Genomic DNA, 17,087 nt, shown 5'->3' with positions numbered 1-17,087 from the left:
GAACGATCAGGCGGGGGTTACTTCCAGATATGGATCGGCCAGCCGGCCTTCTCCGCGTGTTCAAGCAGCACCGGATCGGGGTTCACTACGTGTGGGAAATCCACCTTCAGCAGCAGCGGCAAATCGTTGCGTGAATCCGAGTAGAAACTCGCGCCCTCAAGGTTTTCCTCTTGCGCATCCAGCCATTCCAGCAACCGCGTGATCTTGCCTTCGCGGTAGGTCAGCGTGCCAAGGGTGTTGCCGCTATACACGCCGTGTGCCACTTCCAGCTCAATACCGAGTATTTCGTCGATGCCCAGACGATCGGCAATCGGCCTGACCAGGTGCGTACCCGATGCGGAGATCAGCAGAATCCGGTCACCTGCCTTGCGATGGGCGGCGATGGCTTTGGTGGCGTCGCTGAAGATGATCGGCTCGATGAAATCTTCCACCCAAGGCCCGACCAAATGGTCGACCTCTTCCGGAGTGCGGCCAATCATCGGCTCGAGGCTGAAGGTCATGTACTCCTCCATCCGCAACTTGCCGTGGCTGTAAGCGTCCATCAGTTCGTTGTTCTGACGCATGAACGACTCGGGATCGACCCAGCCCAGGCGGCCCATTTGCTCGCTCCAGAGGGTGGCGCAGTCGCCGTGTATCAGGGTTTCGTCCAGATCAAAAATTGCCAGGGCCATCAGTGCAGTTCTCTCTTCAACATCAGCAAAGGCATCAGGCTACCTCACGCAGGGCCGTCGGATCGATGGAAAGTGCCAGACGCTGACCATCGGGATGCAAATCGGCCGCCGAGCGGTTCAGCACATCCACCACCAATTCCACGCCCCGGGCTTCGACCCGGTAGCGAATCACGTTGCCCAACAGGCTGTGGCTGCGCACTTGCGCGTCGAGTTCGCCGTTCAGGCTCAGTTCGATGGCTTCCGGGCGGATAGCGATGCGATGGGTGATCGGCCGTTGCAGCAGTTTCGTCGCGCTGTCGGCATCCAGCAGGTTGTAGTTGCCGATGAAGCCGGCAGCGAAAACATCCACGGGCGCCGTGTAAAGGGTTTCGGCATCGCCGCTCTGTACGATTTTTCCCTGATTCATCAGGAAAATCCGGTCAGACATGGTCAGCGCTTCTTCCTGATCGTGTGTGACGAAGATCGTGGTCAGGCCGAGTTCGCGCTGGATCTGGCGAATTTGTTCACGCAAGTGCTTGCGGATCCGCGCATCGAGGGCCGACAACGGTTCGTCCAACAGCAACAGCCGTGGCCGGGTTACCAAGGAGCGCGCGAGTGCAACCCGCTGACATTGGCCGCCGGACAGTTGATGGGGGTAACGGGCCGCAAAGTCGTTCAGCTCCACCAGTTTCAGCACTTCGGCGACACGCTTTTGGCGGTCGTCGGCGTTGACCTTCTGCATGCGCAGACCGAAGGCGACGTTTTGCTCCACGGTCATGTTCGGGAACAGTGCATAGCTCTGGAACACCATGCCGATCCCGCGTTTCTGCGGGCTCAAAGGAACGATGTCCTGACCATCGAGCAGAATCTTCCCGGCATCCACCGGCGTCAGGCCGGCGATGCAGCGCAGCAGCGTGGATTTGCCGCAACCGGAGGGGCCGAGGAGGGTGACGAATTCACCCTTCTGAATCTCGCAGTTGATGTCGCTGAACACTGTGGTCCCAGCGTAGTTTTTCTGAAGATGTTGGACGCTGACATAGCTCATTCGCTTTTGTCCTTGTTCAAGATATTGGCCGCCCAGGTCAGAACCAGCACAAAGAAGAAGTAGGAAATCACCAGCGCACTGGTGAAGTGACCGCTGCTGTTACGCATGTTGTTGAGGTAGACCTGCAGGGTTTCGTAGCGGGTCCCGACAAGGATGTTGGCGAACACGAACTCACCGAACAGGAACGAGAACGACAGCAGCAACGCCACCATCAAGCCTTTGCGCAAGTTCGGCAGTACCACCAGGAACGCCGCTTGCCAGGTGCTGGCACCGAGCAGTTGGGCGGCGTCCATCAGATCGCGCAGGTTGATCGCTTGCAGATTATTGGTGATGGCCCGGTACATGAACGGCAGCGCGATGGTGAAGTAGCAGCCGATCAGAATCCACGGCGTACCGACCATCGCAAACGGCCCGGAACCATAGAGCTGCAACAGCCCCACCGACGACACAACCGGCGGTACCGCGAAGGGCAGCAGGATCAGGATGTTCATCAGCGCATCAAGTTTGGGGAAGTGGTAATGCACCACGAACAGCAGCGGCAGAATCAGCACCACCGCCAAAATCAGCGCGCCGACGCAGACCAGCAGCGACTGCCCGAACGCCTCAAGAAACCGCGGATCGCTCCACAGCTGGATATACCACTTGAGCGTGAAACCGCTGGGCAGAATGGTCGCCGACCAACTGCTGGAAATCGAGTAAATCAGCGTACCGGCCAGGGGCAACAACAGAATGGCAAACAGTAAATACACCACGACCCGGTGATAGACACCGACGGCCCCCAATTCAGCGCGAGACATGGTAGCTCCTCTTCAACAGCAGCTGATGCACGATGGTCACCAACGTCATCAACACCACTAGCACCACGGCCAGGGCACTGGCCAGGTTCGGGTCCAGGGAAATATCGCCGGACACCATCGCCGCGATGCGGATCGTCAGCACGTTGAAGTTGCCGGTGGTCAAGGCGTACACCGTGGCGTAGGCGCCGAGGGCGTTGGCCAGCAGGATCACGAAGGTGCCGAGCAGTGCCGGGGTCAGCACCGGCAAGCCGATGTGCCGCCAGTACTGCCAGCCGTTGGCGCCCAGCAGTTCGGCAGATTCACGCCAGTCTTCGCGCAGGGCGTCGAAGGCCGGGTAGAGCAGCAACACGCCCAGCGGAATCTGGAAGTAGGTGTAGAGAATGATCAGCCCGGTTTTTGAATACAGGTTGAAGTCCTGAATGATCCCGGACTGTTTGAGCATGATGGTAAAGGTGCCGTTGAAGCCCAGCAGAATGATGAACGCGAAGGCCAGCGGCACGCCGGAAAAGTTGCTGGTCATGTTGGCGAAGGCATTGACGAAGTTGCGCAGTTTCGAGTCGACCCGGCGCAGCGAATAAGCACCGAGCACCGCGATGATGATCCCGAACACACTGGACCAGAAACTGATCTCGAGGCTGTACTGAATCGCCTGCAAATAGAATTTCGAGTTGAAGATCTTGGTGAAGTTGGCCAGGCCCCAGCCGAACTCTTCCGATTCCAGGCTGTTGAGCATCACCCAGACCAGCGGGGCGATTTCGAACACGATAAAGAACAACGCGAAGGGCACCAGGCATAACACTGCCAGCCATTTTCCACGGGTAATGGAGTTCACTTGAGCAGCTCCCGGCACACTGGTTTGTCGTGGGCCACACCCAGCAGTTCGCAGACGGTGCCGCAGATTTCGGTCTGTTTCGGTGCGGCGCTGGAGTTGAAACTGAAGGCGTCGCCGAGGACGAACAGCGGTACTTCGCGTTCTTCGGGCAGCAGGCCGTTGTGGGAGCGGTCGTTGTTCATGCCGTGATCGGCGGTCACCAGCACCTGATAACCGGCGTCGAGCCAGGTTTGCAGATAATCGGCGAGGATGATGTCGGCCGAACGGGCGCTATTGCGGTATTGCGAGGTGTCGAGGCCGTGCTTGTGCCCGGCGTCGTCGATGTTCATGGGATGCACCAACAGGAAGTTCGGCGCGTGGCGCAGACGCAGGTTTTCGGCGTCGGCGAACAGGTGCGAGTCCGGGTAGTGATCGTTCCAGTAAAAATGGCCGTGCTGAATCGGCAGGTCGGGGCTGTCGGTGTGACGATCCCGGGCCGGCACGAATGGCGAACGGTTATACAGCTCGCTGACCCAGTGATAAGCCGCGGCGGCAGTTACAAGACCGGCATCCTTGGCGTAGTGATAGATGCTGCGCTGGTTGGACAGGCGCGAGACGTTGTTGTGGACGATGCCACTGTCGATGGGCGTAACGCCGGTCAGTATGCATTCGTAAAGCGGTCGGGACAGGGCCGGCAGTTCGCACTCCAGTTTGTAGAGCGCCGCGCGTCCTGCGCCAACATAAGCCTGCAGGTGCCCCATGGCGTGACGCGCGACCTCATAGTTAAGGCCGTCGAGCACGACAAGGATGACGTTGTGCTTCATAGGGGCGATGACTCCGCAAAACAGGAATTCGAAAAAACCGGGTTCAACTCAATTCCCTTGTGGGAGCGAGCCTGCTCGCGAATGCGGACCGACATACAACATTTATGTCGACTGACTCACCGCTTTCGCGAGCAGGCTCGCTCCCACAGGGATCTGCTTCAGATCTCCAAGTGGGGATCTAAAGCATCACTTCATTTCGACGATGACTTCTTCGTTCCACTTCTGCGGCAGCGCCTTGGAAGTCTTCTCCCACGCATCCGCGTCCTTGATCGGGGTCACGCCTTTGTACTGCTCGTTAGGCAGCAGTTTGGCCTTGATGTCATCCGGCAGTGTTATGTGCTCGGCGCGGATCGGACGGGCGTTGCCGCGCGCCAGGTTGATCTGGCCTGCGTCGCTGAAGATGTATTCGCGGGTCAGCTTGGCGGCGTTCGGGTTCTTCGCGTATTTATTGATGATGGTGGTGTAACCGGAAATCACCGAGCCGTCAGATGGAATCAGCACGGTGTAGTCATCCGGGTTCGCCATCTTGGCTTTGTAGCTCAGGCCGTTGAAGTCCCAGACCACACCGACTTCGATTTCACCTTTCTCCAAGGTGGCGATTACCGGGTCCGTCATTGACAGGCGACCTTGTTTGGCGATCTCGGCAAACATCAACAGAGCCGGCTGAATGTTTTTCTCATCCCCGCCATTGGCAATGGCGGCAGCCAGTACACCGTTCGCAGCTTGGGCGGCAGTGCTCACGTCACCGATGGAGACCTTGTATTTGCCAGTCTTGAGATCGGCCCATTTGGTCGGTGCGTCGGAACCGTGCAGCAGCTTGTTGTTGATGATGAAAGCAATGGTGCCGGTATAGGCCAGGGCCCAATGGCCATCCTTATCCTTCGCCCAAGCCGGGATCTGCTCCCAGGTACTTGGCTTATAAGGCTGCGAAACGTCTTGCTTGACCGCGATCGGACCGAAGGCTGCACCGACGTCGCCGATATCGGCAGTGGCGTTGTCTTTTTCCGCTTTGAACTTGGCGAGTTCCTGAGCCGAGCTCATGTCGGTGTCGATGTGTTTCAGGCCGTAGTTCTTGGCCAGGTCATCCCAGGTGCCTTTCCAGTTGGCCCAGTTATCGGGCATGCCGACACTGTTGACCGCACCTTCCGCTTTCGCCGCGGCTTCGAGGGTTTTCAAATCATCAGCCGCCATGGCGGCGGTGCACATGGCAATGGTCGAGCCTAACAGTGATGCCAGGAAAAGCTTTTTCATCCGAAGCTCCTTTGGGCGTTTTCAACGCTGCGATTGCGGTTGTGTTGGTCTAGGTCAGCAATACCTGAGCCAATTTAGGCGCCACTGATGACATTTTGATGTCTGACATCGGCCTGCCTATATTTTTTGCGCTGTAATACTCAGGCTTCGGAGTAAGCGTAGACCATGGCTAAAGGACTGATAAGAAAGGACTTGGCCGTGATTTTGCAGGTGTCTGGCACAACCGTTCGGCGGCTTTGTCATCTGCCAGTCATGTGCAGTGCCTAGGCTTGCAGGGAGTTGATGGAGCCGGTTTGAGTTACGGTTCTGCCCTGAAACAGTGCTGGTCTAGTCCAGATAGGTAACGTTGATGCGCATCGAGACAACCAAAGCGGTGACAGCCATCGGGCAGGTTCTTCAGGAACAGCTCGACCACGGGCTGTTGGCCTCCGGAAGCAAGTTACCGGCCGAGCGCAAACTCAGTGAATTGTTCGGCACCACGCGGATCACCGTGCGTGAAGCGTTGTTGCAGTTGGAAGCACAAGGGCAGATTTATCGCGAGGAGCGCCGTGGCTGGTTCGTGTCGCCGCCGCGCCTGGCTTATAACCTGATGCAGCGCAGCCACTTTCACGCAATGGTCAGTGCTCAGGGGCGGGTGCCGTCTACAGAGGTGATTTCAGCACGTTTGCAGCCGGCGTCGGCGGCGGTCTGTGCCTGGTTGCAGTTGCCGGCATTGTCGAGCGTGATTCAGATTTGCCGGGCGCGGCGCATCGATGAGCGCCTGGTGTTGTATGTGGAGCACTATTTGAATCCGCAGTATTTTCCGGGGATTCTTGAGTTTGATTTGAATCAGTCGATTACCGAGCTGTATGCGCGGCATTACGATTTGCACTACGGGCGAGTGCGCTTCGAGATTGTCCCGACGGCGTTGTCGGTGGATGCGGCGGCGGCTTTGCGCGTGTCGGTGGGGAGCCCGGGGTTGCGGATTGCTCGGGTCAATTATGACCAGCATGAGCGGCTGATCGACTGTGACCTGGAGTTTTGGCGGCATGATGCGATTCATGTCGGGGTGGATGTGGTTTAACCCGGGAGTCCGCGTCGTCGCCCCATTGCGGGCAAGCCCGCTCCCACAGATTGATACGGAACCCTGTGGGAGCGGGCTTGCCGCGATGAGGCCCTGACAGGCAACTAAAATCTCAGGGTTTGGCATTGGTATACAGGTAATCGGTAGCCAACGACGCCAACGTCCTCACCCCAACCACCAACGCCGACTCATCCACAAAGAACCCCGGATTATGATTCGGCGCAGCCTTGCTCATGTCCTGATCTCGCGGCGTCACCCCCAAAAACACAAACAACCCCGGCGCTTCCTTGGCGTAGAACGAAAAGTCCTCCGCGCCACCCACCAACGGCCCCTGCACCACATCGTCCTTCGCCGCCCAGCGCAACGTCGGCAACATTTTCTCGGTCAGCGCCGGGTTGTTAATCGTCGGGTCGTATTTCTCGATGATGGTCACTTCGGCTTTCGCACCGCCGCTTTCGGCAATTTTCTCCACGGTCTGGCGCACGTCGGCATGCAGTTTCTGGCGGATGCCGTAATCGTAGGAGCGGATGGTGCCGCTCATGTCCACCGACTCGGGAATGATGTTGTAGCGAGTGCCGCCATTGATGGTGCCGATGCTGACCACTGACGGAAAGGACGAAATGTCGGTGCGGCGGCTGACCACGGTTTGCAGGCCGACGATGGTTTGCGCGCCGACAGTGATCGGGTCGATGCCGTCCCAAGGCCGGCCGGCGTGGGTTTGTTTGCCGAGGATTTTGATCCGCAGGTCGTCGGAGCTGGCCAGGGTAGGTCCCGGGCGGTAGGCGATCTGGCCCGCGGGAACGCCGGCCCAGACGTGCAGACCGAACACCGCGTCCGGTTTCGGTGACTTCATCACGCCTTCCTGGATCATCATTTTCGCGCCCCAGGTGTTTTTTCCATCGGGGATGAAATCGCTTGGGCCTTCTTCGGCGGGCTGGAAGTAGAACACCACGGTGCCGGGCAAGGTGTCGCGCATACCCGTAAGAATTTTCGCCGTGCTGAGCAGGATCGCGGTGTGGGCGTCGTGACCGCAGGCATGCATCACATCAACTTCTTTATCGAGGTAGGTGCCTTTGGCTTTCGAGGCGAAGGGCAGGTCCGAAACTTCCTTGACGGGCAGCGCATCCATGTCGGCGCGCAAGGCTACGGTCGGACCGGGCAGGGCGCCTTTCAATACCGCGACCACACCGGTGCGGGCGACTCCGGTTTTTACTTCCAGGCCCATGGCTCGCAGCTGCTTGGCGACCCGTTCCGAGGTGCGCTTTTCGGTGTTGCCCAGTTCCGGATGGGCGTGGATATCGCGACGGGTTTCCAGCAGCTCGGGCTCGAGGGCTTTGGCCTGTTCGGCAATGTGCGTGCGGGCGCCTTCCAGGGTGTCCGCGCTGGCGTGGCCGGCCAGTGCGCCGAACAGGGTGAGCAAGCAAGTCTGTGCAATGCGGGTCAGCTGCATCGGTTTTCTCCATGACTATTATTTTCAGGTTTCAGTGCCTGTGACCAAAGGGGCCGTCGATCGTGCTATTCCTTCTGCGGCCCACCGCCGGCCGTGATCACCTGCACACTCATGCGTGGTGTGGCCAGGTCGAGTCCGGCCTCATCCAGATGCCGCTTGAGGGACAGATTGAACGCTCGGGAAACTTCCCACTGTTTGATCGGAGCAGTCTTGAACCGGGCGCGAAGAATCGCACTGCCGGATTCGAAACTTTCCACCCCCTGAATCTCCAGTGGCGACCAGATATTGCGGCGTTGCAATGGATCTGTGCGCATCTTCTGGCCGACTTCGCGCATCAGTTTGATCGCTTCATCTATTTCCATGTTGTAAGGCACTGCCACCCGGAAGATTGCGTAGCCGAATTCCCGGGAATAGTTCTTGATGCTCTTGATTTCGCTGAACGGAATGGTGTGGACGATGCCGTCGATGTCCCGCAGGCGCACAGTACGGATCGTCAGCCCTTCGACGGTGCCCAGGTGACCGCCGACGTCCACGTAGTCGTCGATGGCCAGGGAGTCTTCGATGATGATGAACAGCCCGGTGATCAGGTCGGCGACCAGCGACTGCGCACCGAAACCGATGGCCAGGCCGATCACGCCGGCACCGGCCAGCAGCGGCGTCACGTTCATGCCCATGTTCGCCAGGGCGACGATCAGCGCGATGATGAAAATGGCCACGAACAACACGTTGCGGATCAGCGGCATCATCGTCTGCGCGCGAGCGTTGGCCAGGCCTTTGCGCGAGCGAGTGAGGGCGTGGTGCACGACGGTGTCGCTGAGGATCCAGATCAGCCAGGCAAAAATCAGCGTGCCGCCGAGGCTGAACAGTTTGACGCTGACTTCATGGCCCTCGCCTTCGGTGAAGCGGATCAGCGACATGCCCCAGACCCGCAGGCCGAGCTCAATGAACACCAGCCACACAAACAGATGGGCGAGGGTGTAGCAGAAGCTTTTCAGGCGATCTGAATACAGCGCGTGGCGTTTCACGCTGCGTTGTGGTTTGAGCGAGTGCCGACGCACCAGACCATTGATGACCATGCACAACACCAACAGCACCGTGCAGATCAGCGACTGGCGTAATGCGGTGCTGGTATCGCCCGCCGAAATGAATGTCGCGAACAGCGAAATGCACACCAGCACCAGCGCCGGCAAATACCAGAAGGTGCCGAGAATATCGATGGTGTCGCTCAGGGCCCGGCGAGTCAGGCGACGTGACAGGGGTTGATTGCGGATCAAGTGTGCGATGGGGCGACGGAAGCGCAGGATGAACAACCCCGTCGAGATCGCCGCCAGCACGTTGGCGAAAGTCGACGCGGAATGAGCAAGGTGACTGCCGAGGCTGGTGACCAGTCGCGGATCGCTCAGGGCTTCACCGAAGGCTGCGAAACTGCCGATCAGCCACAACGGTCGAAAGGCCTGATGCCGCAGGATATACAAGGCGCGGTGGCGGTGCGGGCCGTCGAGCACGGAAAAGGCAATCACGCAGATTGCCGAAAAACAGGTGCCGACCACCAACGCATAAGCCAGCACCATGGCCAGGCTTTTGCCCAATGACGAGGGCAGGGCATAGCTCATGTAGACCGTGATCACCAAGGCAATCAGCCACGGCCCGAGTTTGCGCAGGGCAAAGCGCAGCATGTCCAGAGCTTTGGGGTGTTGCGGCAGTTCTTCGGTCAGGCCGAAGCGCATCCGTACCCGGTGGCCGAGCCAGATCAGCGCGGCCGCCAGCAGGCTCCAGACCATCAGAATCATGGCGAAAGCAAAGATGATCGGCAGCCATTCATTGGCCGGCAGCACCAGTGCCGACAGTTCATCCTTGGCCAGATCGAATTCATTGGACCAGCGCGTGATAGGGCTGTCGGCGCCGGAAAACTGCTTTTCGAAATTGGCCAGCGTGCCGCCAATCAGACCCAGCACACCTTGTTCGGCGATCGGCTGGGCTTTTTTGGTGACGTCGCGCAGCCTCTTCAAGTCTGCCAGCAGTTGGGTGCGTTGCTGATCGTTTTCCAGCGACTTGATCACTTCATCCAGGGATTGCCCCAAGGGTTCCTGCGCTTCCGGCTGGGTTTTCGCTGAGCCGTTGAGCAAGCTCGGCAGGCCGGCCGCCTGGGCAGGCGGCATCGGCAGCAGCATCATCATGAGGCAGGTAAGGAAGAAGCACGGCAGGGTAAGAAGACGAGCGAACACTAGGCGGTCAACCTCGGGATGAGCGGATCGATCGAGTGTACGAGCCCGTCAAAATCAATGCGAGCCAGGGCTGAGGATTTATTCGTTGAGTTTGGCGAGGATCTTGAACACCACGGTGGCAAGGATCATCAGCATACCGACCCACATCGCGAACACACCGGCGTTCTTGTCACGAAAATTGAAGCCGATAGCCAGCATGATCATCCCGGCGAGAATGGGGATCAGCATGGCGTGAAACGAGGACATCGAGATCATGGCGACTGCCTTGTCGTAGGGGTAACGTAAGTCTAGGTGACTTTTGGGCGACCGGTGGTGAGGTGTATCAGAAATGAATCACCGCAATCATAAAATTTGTGTTGCTGGAACTGACGCCATCGCGGGCAAGCCCGCTCCCACAGGGTTTCGCATTAACCTGTGGGAGTGGGCTTGCTCCGGGCGGCGATCCGACGATGCTCTTCAGGAACTACGGCAACTCGCGGCAGGTGTAAAACGCGCTCAGCACTTTGACCAGGTGTGCCAGGTCATGGCTGCCACACAGCTCGCGGATCGAGTGCATGGCGAATGTCGGTAAGCCGATGTCCACGGTGCGCACGCCCAGGTGGCTGGCGGTGATCGGGCCGATGGTCGAGCCGCAGCCCATGTCGCTGCGTACCACGAAGCTCTGCACCGGCACTTCTTCGGCCATGCACAGATGGCGGAAGAACCCGGCGGTTTCGCTGTTGGTGGCGTAGCGCTGATTGCTGTTGACCTTGATGACCGGGCCGGCGTTGAGTTTCGGGCCGTGGTTGGCGTCGTGCTTGTCGGCGTAGTTGGGGTGCACGCCGTGGGCGTTGTCCGCCGAGACCAGCAGGGATTTCTGAATGGTCCGTACGAATTCATCACCTTCGGGCAACAGGCGACGCAGCGTTTGTTCGAGCATCGGGCCATCGGCACCGCAAGCCGAACAGGAACCGACTTCTTCGTGATCGTTGCATACCAGCACGCAGGTTTCGTCGGTTTCGGTGGTTAGCAACGCTTGCAGGCCGGCGTAGCACGACAACAAATTGTCCAGGCGCGCACCGGCGATGAAATCGCCATGCAGGCCGATGACTGCAGCGCTTTGGGTATCGTAGAAACTCAGCTCGTAATCGAGCACCACGTCGGCGTTCAAGCCGTGTTCGCGGGCGAGCTGGTCGGTGAGCACGGCGCGGAAATCTACGCGCTCGTCACCGGCAAATTGCGCGAGGATCGGCGGCAGTTCGGTCTGGGCATTGATCGCCCAACCCATGTTGGCTTCACGGTTGAGGTGGATGGCCAGGTTCGGAATCGTGGCGATCGGCGCCTTGAAATCGATCAACTGGCTTTCGACCTTGCCGTCACGGCGGAAGGTCACGCGGCCGGCCAGGGACAGGTCACGGTCGAACCACGGCGCCAGCAGTGCGCCGCCATAGACTTCGACGCCCAGTTGCCAAAAACCCTGGCGTTGCAGTTCCGGCTGGGGCTTGACCCGCAGGCACGGGCTATCGGTATGGGCGCCGACCAAACGAATGCCGCCGTGCAGCGGTGAGTGACGGCCCATCTTGAACGCAACGATGGATGAATCGTTGCGGGTGACGTAATAGCGACCATTGGCTTCGGTGGTCCACGGCTCGCGCTCGTCGAGGCGTTGATAGCCCGCCGCTTCCAGCCGCTGAACAAGGCTGGCAGTGGCATGGAACGGGGTAGGGGAGGCCTTGAGGAAGTCGATCAGGCCTTGGTTCAACTCTTCGCGCATAAAAAACTCCAGACAGCAATGGCGCAAGTTTACCGTATTGGCCACAGAATTGGCGGTGGACTGGGGCTGAGGTTGCCCCCGAGATAATGTCCGGAAAAGATCCCCTGTGGGAGCTTGCTCGCGATAGCAGACTCACATTCAACATTAATGTTGGCTGATACACCGCTATCGCGGGCAAGCCCGCTCCCACAGGTTATGTGTGTTCCGCCTAGAACGGTGCCGGGCACTCGAAACGCAAACGTTCACCGGTCTGGGGATGGGTGAAGCTGAGCATGCTGGCGTGCAGGCACAGTCGTGGCCAGGCAGCCAGTGCTTGCTCATGGGCATAGAGCCCGTCACCCAGCAACGGGTGGCCGATGGACAGCATGTGCACGCGCAACTGATGGGAGCGGCCGGTGATCGGCGTCAGTTCAACGCGGCACCAGTCGCCGCAACGCTCCAGCACACGCCAGAAGGTCAGCGCATGTTTGCCGAATTCATGGTCCACCACGTGGCGTGGCTTGGTCGGCGGATCGTAGCGTAATGGCAGATCGATGCTGCCGCTATCCAGTTCCGGCTGACCCCAGCACAGGGCGGTGTAGGCCTTTTCGGTTTCGCGGTCGTGAAATTGCCGAGACAGCTCGCGATGAGTGTCCGGGTCACGAGCCAGCAGGATGATGCCGGAGGTCTCCCAATCCAGTCGATGGACGATTCGCGCTTCCGGGTAGCCGTTTTCTTGCAGGCGGGTGATCAGGCAGTCCTTGTTGTCGTCGGCCCGGCCAGGGACGGAGAGCAACAGGGTCGGTTTATCCACCACGAGTACGGCGGCGTCCTGATGGATGATGCGGATGTTGGACAGCGGCATTAAAACAGCCTCGTAACAAACGCCAACGGCGGCTCAGAACCCTTCCAGTGGCAGAAGGGCCCTGAGCCGCCGTGGCTCCAGCCGAGTCGACTAGCGATCTGGCAGGGTGATATTGAGTTCCAGAATCGAGCAACTGCCCTGGTTTTCAAGAGCGACGTGCACGTCATCGGACCCGATATTGACGTACTTGCGGATCACCTCGACCAGTTCCTTCTGCAAGGCTGGCAGGTAGTCCGGCGTACTGCGTTGGCCGCGTTCATGCGCCACAATGATCTGTAGACGCTCTTTCGCTACCGACGCGGTGCTGACTTTTTTGCTGGCACGAAAGAAGTCGAAAAGATTCATTATCTACCTCCAAACAGGCGCTCGAAGAAGCCCTTCTTCGTCACATCGAGGAAACGATGCTCCACGGTTTTGCCCAGCAGACGATCGACTGCATCGCTGTATGCCTGACCGGCATCGCTCTGGTCGTCGAGAATCACGGGTACGCCCGAGTTGGAAGCTTTAAGTACCGCTTGGGATTCCGGAATGACACCCAACAGGGCGACTGCCAGGATTTCCTTGACGTCTTCGACGCCAAGCATTTCGCCGTCACTGACGCGTTGCGGGTTGTAGCGGGTCAGCAGCAAGTGTTCCTTGATCGCTTCTTCGCCTTTTTCAGCGCGGCGCGATTTGCTGGCCAGCAGGCCCAGCATGCGGTCCGAGTCACGAACCGAAGACACTTCCGGGTTGGTCACGATGATCGCTTCGTCGGCGAAGTACATGGCCAGGTGGGCGCCTTTCTCGATGCCCGCCGGCGAATCGCAGACCACGAATTCGAAGTCTTCTTTCAGCGCCATCAACACTTTTTCCACGCCTTCGACAGTCAGCGCGTCTTTGTCGCGGGTCTGACTGGCGGCCAGTACGTAGAGGTTTTCCAGGCGCTTGTCTTTGATCAGGGCTTGCTGCAGGTTCGCTTCGCCGTTCACAACATTGACGAAGTCATACACCACGCGACGCTCGCAACCCATGATCAGGTCGAGGTTACGCAAACCGACGTCGAAGTCGACGATGACTGTTTTGTGGCCACGCAGAGCGAGGCCGGTACCGATAGCGGCGCTGGTGGTGGTCTTACCCACACCACCCTTGCCGGATGTAACCACGAGAATCTTGGCCAAGGTGTTTCACCCCTAAGGAAAAAGGACATTTAGCCCCTGAAAAACATCTCTTGAAAAACTACTGCAGTCGGACAGCCTTGGCTGGAAGCCGGTTCTGAGCGGCGCTTACCCCCGGTAAACACTGCTTTTTGCCTTTTTCCTACTTCGTTTGAGCCGTTTTCGCTACGTTTTAGAGATGCTTGGAAAATGCGGCAGTATCCGTTAAAGGCGAATGATGTTCAACACATCGCCCGACAAGCTGACCTGTACACCCGCGCCCCACAAGGGGTCGCGACGCAGATCTTCGGAAACCTTGTAATGCCCTGCGATAGAGACCAGTTCAGCGCTCATCTGCTGACAGAAAATCCTGGCTTTCGTGTCGCCTTTGACGCCGGCCAACACACGACCGCGCATCGGGCCGTATACATGGATGTTCCCATCGGCCAGAAGTTCCGCCCCCGGGCTGACCGAGGAGATCACCACCAGATCGCAACCCTGCGCATAAATCTGCTGGCCACCACGTACTGGCGACGTGATGATCTTGGTCGGTTTAATGGTCGGCTCAGGCGGTTTTTCCGGTTTTTTCTTCACCTCGCCTTCGTGCAGGTCCAGCGGACGTTCCCGCGCGCCCGACGGCGGCAGCACCGGCAGGTCGACGGCGATCGCCGCGGCGATGTCTTCAATTCGGCTGGCACGGATCGCCAGGGTGCGCAGACCATGCTGGCGGCAAACGCGCATCAGGCCTGGCAGGTCGACTGCGCCTTCGCTGGCCGGAAGTTTGTCCAGGGCCAGCACCAGCGGCGCGTTACTGAAGAAGTTAGGCGCCTGGGCGACCTTGGCGGCCAGTTGACGATCGAGGTTGTCGAGGTCGTTGCGGGCCAGTTCCAGCACCGTAATGGCGAGCATGCTGCCCTTCAGCTGGAACACGGGATCTTGGTCTAGCGGTTCGGTTTGGCTCATGTCGGCATACAACGGCTTGTCACTAAAAGTGCCGAGACTTATAACGAGAACGCCCGCAAGCCGCAAGCCGGGTCGAACGATGTAGAATGCGCGGCCATTGTCTTTCCGGAACCTTTAATGGATCGCCCGCGTTTTCGAACAGCATTTCTTTCTCCGCGTTTCTGGCCGCTGTGGTGTGGCTTGGGGCTGTTGTGGCTGATTGTTCAGTTGCCATATCCGGCGTTGCTGTTTATCGGTCGACTGCTGGGTGCATTGATGTACCGGGTAGCGGGCGACCGACGGCGCATTGCCAAACGCAATCTTGAACTGTGTTTCCCTGAAAAATCCGCTGCCGAGCGCAAGCGGCTGCTAAAGGAAAACTTCGCCTCCACCGGCATCGCTTTCTTCGAAATGGCCATGAGCTGGTGGTGGGCGCGCGAGCGTCTGGCCAAGCTCGCCCATGTCGAGGGGCTGGAGCATCTGAAAAAGGCCCAGCGCGACGGCAAGGGTGTAATTTTGATGGCCGTGCATTTCACCACGCTGGAAATCGGCGCGGCGTTGCTCGGTCAGCAGCACACCATCGACGGCATGTACCGCGAGCACAAGAACCCGCTGTTCGATTACATCCAGCGCAGTGGCCGCGAGCGGCATAACCTCGACTCGCTGGCGATCGAGCGCGAAGACGTGCGCGGCATGCTCAAACTGCTGCGAGCCGGTCGGGCAATCTGGTACGCACCGGATCAGGACTACGGCGCCAAGCAAAGTATCTTCGTGCCGCTGTTCGGAATTCAGGCCGCTACTGTCACTGCCACCAGCAAATTTGCGCGACTGGGCAAGGCGCTGGTGGTGCCGTTCACCCAAGAACGCATGGCGGACGGCAGTGGCTATCGTCTGATGATCCACGCGCCGCTCGAGAACTTCCCCGGCGATAGCGAAGAAGCGGACTGCCTGCGGATCAACCAATGGATCGAAGGCGTCTTGCGCGAATGCCCGGAGCAATACCTCTGGGCCCATCGCCGGTTCAAAAGCCGTCCGCCGGGCGAGCCGAAGTTGTACAAAAAACGCGGTTGAATCACTGATCCCTTTAAGCACCATGGAGTGTTGCGATGAGTTCTGCTGAACCGGTTACAGGATTGATTCTTTCCGGTGGCGGGGCTCGGGCGGCCTATCAGGTAGGCGTGCTGGCGGCGATTGCCGAGCTGTTACCGGTGGGCTCCAGCAATCCGTTCCCGGTGATCGTCGGCACCTCGGCCGGCGCGATCAACGCGGTCAGCCTCGCCAGTGGGGCGATGGATTTTCGTGGCGCCATCGAGCGTCTGACAGCCTTCTGGCAGGGCTTTCGCAGTCATCTGGTGTTGCGCAGCGACTGGCCGGGCGTTATCCATCAGGCCAGTCGCTTCGTCAGCCACAGCTTGCTGGGCATTGGCGCTCAGGTGCCGGTGGCCTTGCTCAACAGTTCGCCGCTGCGCGGATTGCTCAACGACAAACTGCAGATGACCGGCATCGATGAGGCCATCGCTCAAAAACAGTTGCAGGCTGTGGCGGTCACGGCGTTCGGTTACGAGTCCGGTCAGGCCGTCACGTTCTATCAGGGCGGCGGCGCTATCGACGCCTGGTTGCGTCATCGACGTATTGGCGTTCCGACCCAATTAAGCGTCGAACATCTGCTCGCCAGTTCCGCCATTCCATTGCTGTTCGCTCCGGTGAAAATCGGCGAGGAGTATTTCGGCGACGGCGCGGTACGCCAATCGGCACCGATCAGTCCGGCCCTGCACCTGGGTGCCAACCGCGTTTTGGTGGTGGGCGTCAGCGGCAACCCTCGCGGCGTCGACCCCGAACAACCGCTGCAACGCGCTTACACCGGTCAGCAGCCGACCCTGGCGCAAATCGGCGGGCACATGCTCAACAGTACGTTCATCGACAGCCTGGAAAGTGACATCGAGTTGCTGCAGCGTCTGAATCAGTTCAGTCATCTGCTGCCCGATGGCACGCCGACCCGTGCACTTGGGGTTGCGCCAGTGGAAGTACTGGTGATTTCGCCGAGTCAGCCTATCGATGAAATTGCGGCGCGGCACCGGCAGGAATTGCCAGCAGCGCTGCGCCTGTTTCTGCGCGGGCCGGGGGCGACCAAAACGAGCGGGGCGGGGGTATTGAGTTATCTGCTGTTCGAGGCGGGGTATTGCAGCGAGTTGATTGATCTGGGACGGCGGGATGCATTGGCCAAGCGCGGGGAGCTATGCCGGTTCCTCGGGTTGGCGGAGACTGTGGTTTCGGCTTGAGATTTTTTGTGTTGCGGCCA

The 17,087-nt window shown here is 59.2% G+C and carries 17 protein-coding genes; 3 read left to right on the top strand and 14 right to left on the bottom strand.

The features are described from left to right. Positions 1 to 17: 17 nt before the first annotated feature. The 6 genes from FQ185_RS27075 to FQ185_RS27050 all read right to left on the bottom strand — a co-directional run bounded on the left by FQ185_RS27075 (position 18) and on the right by FQ185_RS27050 (position 5,378). Positions 18 to 671 (bottom strand): HAD family phosphatase, encoded by a 654-nt coding sequence (locus FQ185_RS27075; protein ID WP_149420137.1) that lies wholly within the window; start codon positions 669 to 671, stop codon positions 18 to 20. Positions 672 to 705: 34 nt separating this feature from the next. Beyond that, positions 706 to 1,695, bottom strand: coding sequence for an ABC transporter ATP-binding protein (locus FQ185_RS27070; RefSeq protein WP_149420136.1), 990 nt, complete (start codon positions 1,693 to 1,695; stop codon positions 706 to 708). Then, positions 1,692 to 2,492 carry an ABC transporter permease gene (locus FQ185_RS27065; protein ID WP_149420135.1) on the bottom strand — a complete coding sequence of 267 codons (801 nt, stop codon included), beginning with the start codon at positions 2,490 to 2,492 and terminating at the stop codon, positions 1,692 to 1,694. The genes FQ185_RS27070 and FQ185_RS27065 overlap by 4 nt, the downstream gene beginning before the upstream one ends. Continuing rightward, positions 2,479 to 3,324, bottom strand: a complete 846-nt coding sequence (locus FQ185_RS27060) for an ABC transporter permease subunit (protein ID WP_149420134.1) — start codon at positions 3,322 to 3,324, stop codon at positions 2,479 to 2,481. Before FQ185_RS27060 ends, FQ185_RS27065 begins: the two co-directional genes overlap by 14 nt. Continuing rightward, positions 3,321 to 4,127 carry an alkaline phosphatase family protein gene (locus FQ185_RS27055; protein WP_149420133.1) on the bottom strand — a complete coding sequence of 269 codons (807 nt, stop codon included), beginning with the start codon at positions 4,125 to 4,127 and terminating at the stop codon, positions 3,321 to 3,323. Before FQ185_RS27055 ends, FQ185_RS27060 begins: the two co-directional genes overlap by 4 nt. 186 nt (positions 4,128 to 4,313) lie before the next feature. After that, positions 4,314 to 5,378, bottom strand: a complete 1,065-nt coding sequence (locus FQ185_RS27050; RefSeq protein ID WP_149420132.1) for an ABC transporter substrate-binding protein — start codon at positions 5,376 to 5,378, stop codon at positions 4,314 to 4,316. A 349-nt stretch (positions 5,379 to 5,727) separates the two neighbouring features. Between FQ185_RS27050 and FQ185_RS27045 the strand changes: the two genes are divergently transcribed. Beyond that, positions 5,728 to 6,441: a UTRA domain-containing protein gene (locus FQ185_RS27045; protein WP_149420131.1), complete on the top strand. Its 714-nt coding sequence runs from the start codon at positions 5,728 to 5,730 to the stop codon at positions 6,439 to 6,441. Between the two features lie 112 nt (positions 6,442 to 6,553). Here FQ185_RS27045 and FQ185_RS27040 read toward each other — a convergent pair whose 3' ends face one another. The 8 genes from FQ185_RS27040 to minC all read right to left on the bottom strand — a co-directional run bounded on the left by FQ185_RS27040 (position 6,554) and on the right by minC (position 14,809). Then, positions 6,554 to 7,891, bottom strand: coding sequence for an amidohydrolase (locus FQ185_RS27040; protein WP_149420130.1), 1,338 nt, complete (start codon positions 7,889 to 7,891; stop codon positions 6,554 to 6,556). 65 nt (positions 7,892 to 7,956) lie between these two features. Continuing rightward, positions 7,957 to 10,116 (bottom strand): mechanosensitive ion channel family protein, encoded by a 2,160-nt coding sequence (locus FQ185_RS27035; RefSeq protein WP_149420129.1) that lies wholly within the window; start codon positions 10,114 to 10,116, stop codon positions 7,957 to 7,959. 78 nt (positions 10,117 to 10,194) lie between these two features. After that, on the bottom strand, positions 10,195 to 10,371 hold the full coding sequence (locus tag FQ185_RS30290) for a hypothetical protein (protein WP_178113610.1): 177 nt from the start codon (positions 10,369 to 10,371) through the stop codon (positions 10,195 to 10,197). A gap of 208 nt (positions 10,372 to 10,579) precedes the next feature. Further along, the gene (locus FQ185_RS27030; RefSeq protein ID WP_149420128.1) at positions 10,580 to 11,869 is read right to left on the bottom strand and encodes a M18 family aminopeptidase; all 1,290 of its coding nucleotides are present in this window, start codon (positions 11,867 to 11,869) and stop codon (positions 10,580 to 10,582) included. Between the two features lie 208 nt (positions 11,870 to 12,077). Beyond that, positions 12,078 to 12,713 carry an RluA family pseudouridine synthase gene (locus tag FQ185_RS27020; RefSeq protein ID WP_030131660.1) on the bottom strand — a complete coding sequence of 212 codons (636 nt, stop codon included), beginning with the start codon at positions 12,711 to 12,713 and terminating at the stop codon, positions 12,078 to 12,080. Positions 12,714 to 12,803: 90 nt separating this feature from the next. Continuing rightward, positions 12,804 to 13,058, bottom strand: a complete 255-nt coding sequence (gene minE / locus FQ185_RS27015; RefSeq protein WP_007898843.1) for a cell division topological specificity factor MinE — start codon at positions 13,056 to 13,058, stop codon at positions 12,804 to 12,806. Next, positions 13,058 to 13,870, bottom strand: a complete 813-nt coding sequence (minD, locus tag FQ185_RS27010; RefSeq protein WP_149420126.1) for a septum site-determining protein MinD — start codon at positions 13,868 to 13,870, stop codon at positions 13,058 to 13,060. Before minD ends, minE begins: the two co-directional genes overlap by 1 nt. 201 nt (positions 13,871 to 14,071) lie before the next feature. Next, positions 14,072 to 14,809, bottom strand: coding sequence for a septum site-determining protein MinC (minC, locus tag FQ185_RS27005; RefSeq protein ID WP_149420125.1), 738 nt, complete (start codon positions 14,807 to 14,809; stop codon positions 14,072 to 14,074). Between the two features lie 117 nt (positions 14,810 to 14,926). Between minC and FQ185_RS27000 the strand changes: the two genes are divergently transcribed. Together FQ185_RS27000 and FQ185_RS26995 are read left to right on the top strand one after the other, a co-directional pair. Next, positions 14,927 to 15,859: a lipid A biosynthesis lauroyl acyltransferase gene (locus FQ185_RS27000; RefSeq protein ID WP_149420124.1), complete on the top strand. Its 933-nt coding sequence runs from the start codon at positions 14,927 to 14,929 to the stop codon at positions 15,857 to 15,859. 35 nt (positions 15,860 to 15,894) lie between these two features. Then, a complete protein-coding gene (locus FQ185_RS26995; RefSeq protein ID WP_149420123.1) occupies positions 15,895 to 17,067 on the top strand; it encodes a patatin-like phospholipase family protein in 1,173 nt (390 codons plus the stop codon). The last annotated feature ends 20 nt before the right edge of the window (positions 17,068 to 17,087 follow it).

The organism is Pseudomonas sp. ANT_H12B (assembly GCF_008369325.1).
In the GTDB taxonomy this organism is placed as follows: domain Bacteria; phylum Pseudomonadota; class Gammaproteobacteria; order Pseudomonadales; family Pseudomonadaceae; genus Aquipseudomonas.
Note: the sequence above shows the minus strand (reverse complement) of the source record. Positions and strands in the feature narration are given on the sequence as shown.

What these genes read in the sequence shown, in the direction of transcription:
- FQ185_RS27075 (WP_149420137.1), bottom strand. Translation starts at nt 671, where the DNA reads ATGGCCCTGGCAATTTTTGATCTGGACGAAACCCTGATACACGGCGAC.
- FQ185_RS27070 (WP_149420136.1), bottom strand. Translation starts at nt 1,695, where the DNA reads ATGAGCTATGTCAGCGTCCAACATCTTCAGAAAAACTACGCTGGGACC.
- FQ185_RS27065 (WP_149420135.1), bottom strand. Translation starts at nt 2,492, where the DNA reads ATGTCTCGCGCTGAATTGGGGGCCGTCGGTGTCTATCACCGGGTCGTG.
- FQ185_RS27055 (WP_149420133.1), bottom strand. Translation starts at nt 4,127, where the DNA reads ATGAAGCACAACGTCATCCTTGTCGTGCTCGACGGCCTTAACTATGAG.
- FQ185_RS27050 (WP_149420132.1), bottom strand. Translation starts at nt 5,378, where the DNA reads ATGAAAAAGCTTTTCCTGGCATCACTGTTAGGCTCGACCATTGCCATG.
- FQ185_RS27045 (WP_149420131.1), top strand. Translation starts at nt 5,728, where the DNA reads ATGCGCATCGAGACAACCAAAGCGGTGACAGCCATCGGGCAGGTTCTT.
- FQ185_RS27040 (WP_149420130.1), bottom strand. Translation starts at nt 7,891, where the DNA reads ATGCAGCTGACCCGCATTGCACAGACTTGCTTGCTCACCCTGTTCGGC.
- FQ185_RS30290 (WP_178113610.1), bottom strand. Translation starts at nt 10,371, where the DNA reads ATGATCTCGATGTCCTCGTTTCACGCCATGCTGATCCCCATTCTCGCC.
- FQ185_RS27030 (WP_149420128.1), bottom strand. Translation starts at nt 11,869, where the DNA reads ATGCGCGAAGAGTTGAACCAAGGCCTGATCGACTTCCTCAAGGCCTCC.
- FQ185_RS27020 (WP_030131660.1), bottom strand. Translation starts at nt 12,713, where the DNA reads ATGCCGCTGTCCAACATCCGCATCATCCATCAGGACGCCGCCGTACTC.
- minE (WP_007898843.1), bottom strand. Translation starts at nt 13,058, where the DNA reads ATGAATCTTTTCGACTTCTTTCGTGCCAGCAAAAAAGTCAGCACCGCG.
- minC (WP_149420125.1), bottom strand. Translation starts at nt 14,809, where the DNA reads ATGAGCCAAACCGAACCGCTAGACCAAGATCCCGTGTTCCAGCTGAAG.
- FQ185_RS27000 (WP_149420124.1), top strand. Translation starts at nt 14,927, where the DNA reads ATGGATCGCCCGCGTTTTCGAACAGCATTTCTTTCTCCGCGTTTCTGG.
- FQ185_RS26995 (WP_149420123.1), top strand. Translation starts at nt 15,895, where the DNA reads ATGAGTTCTGCTGAACCGGTTACAGGATTGATTCTTTCCGGTGGCGGG.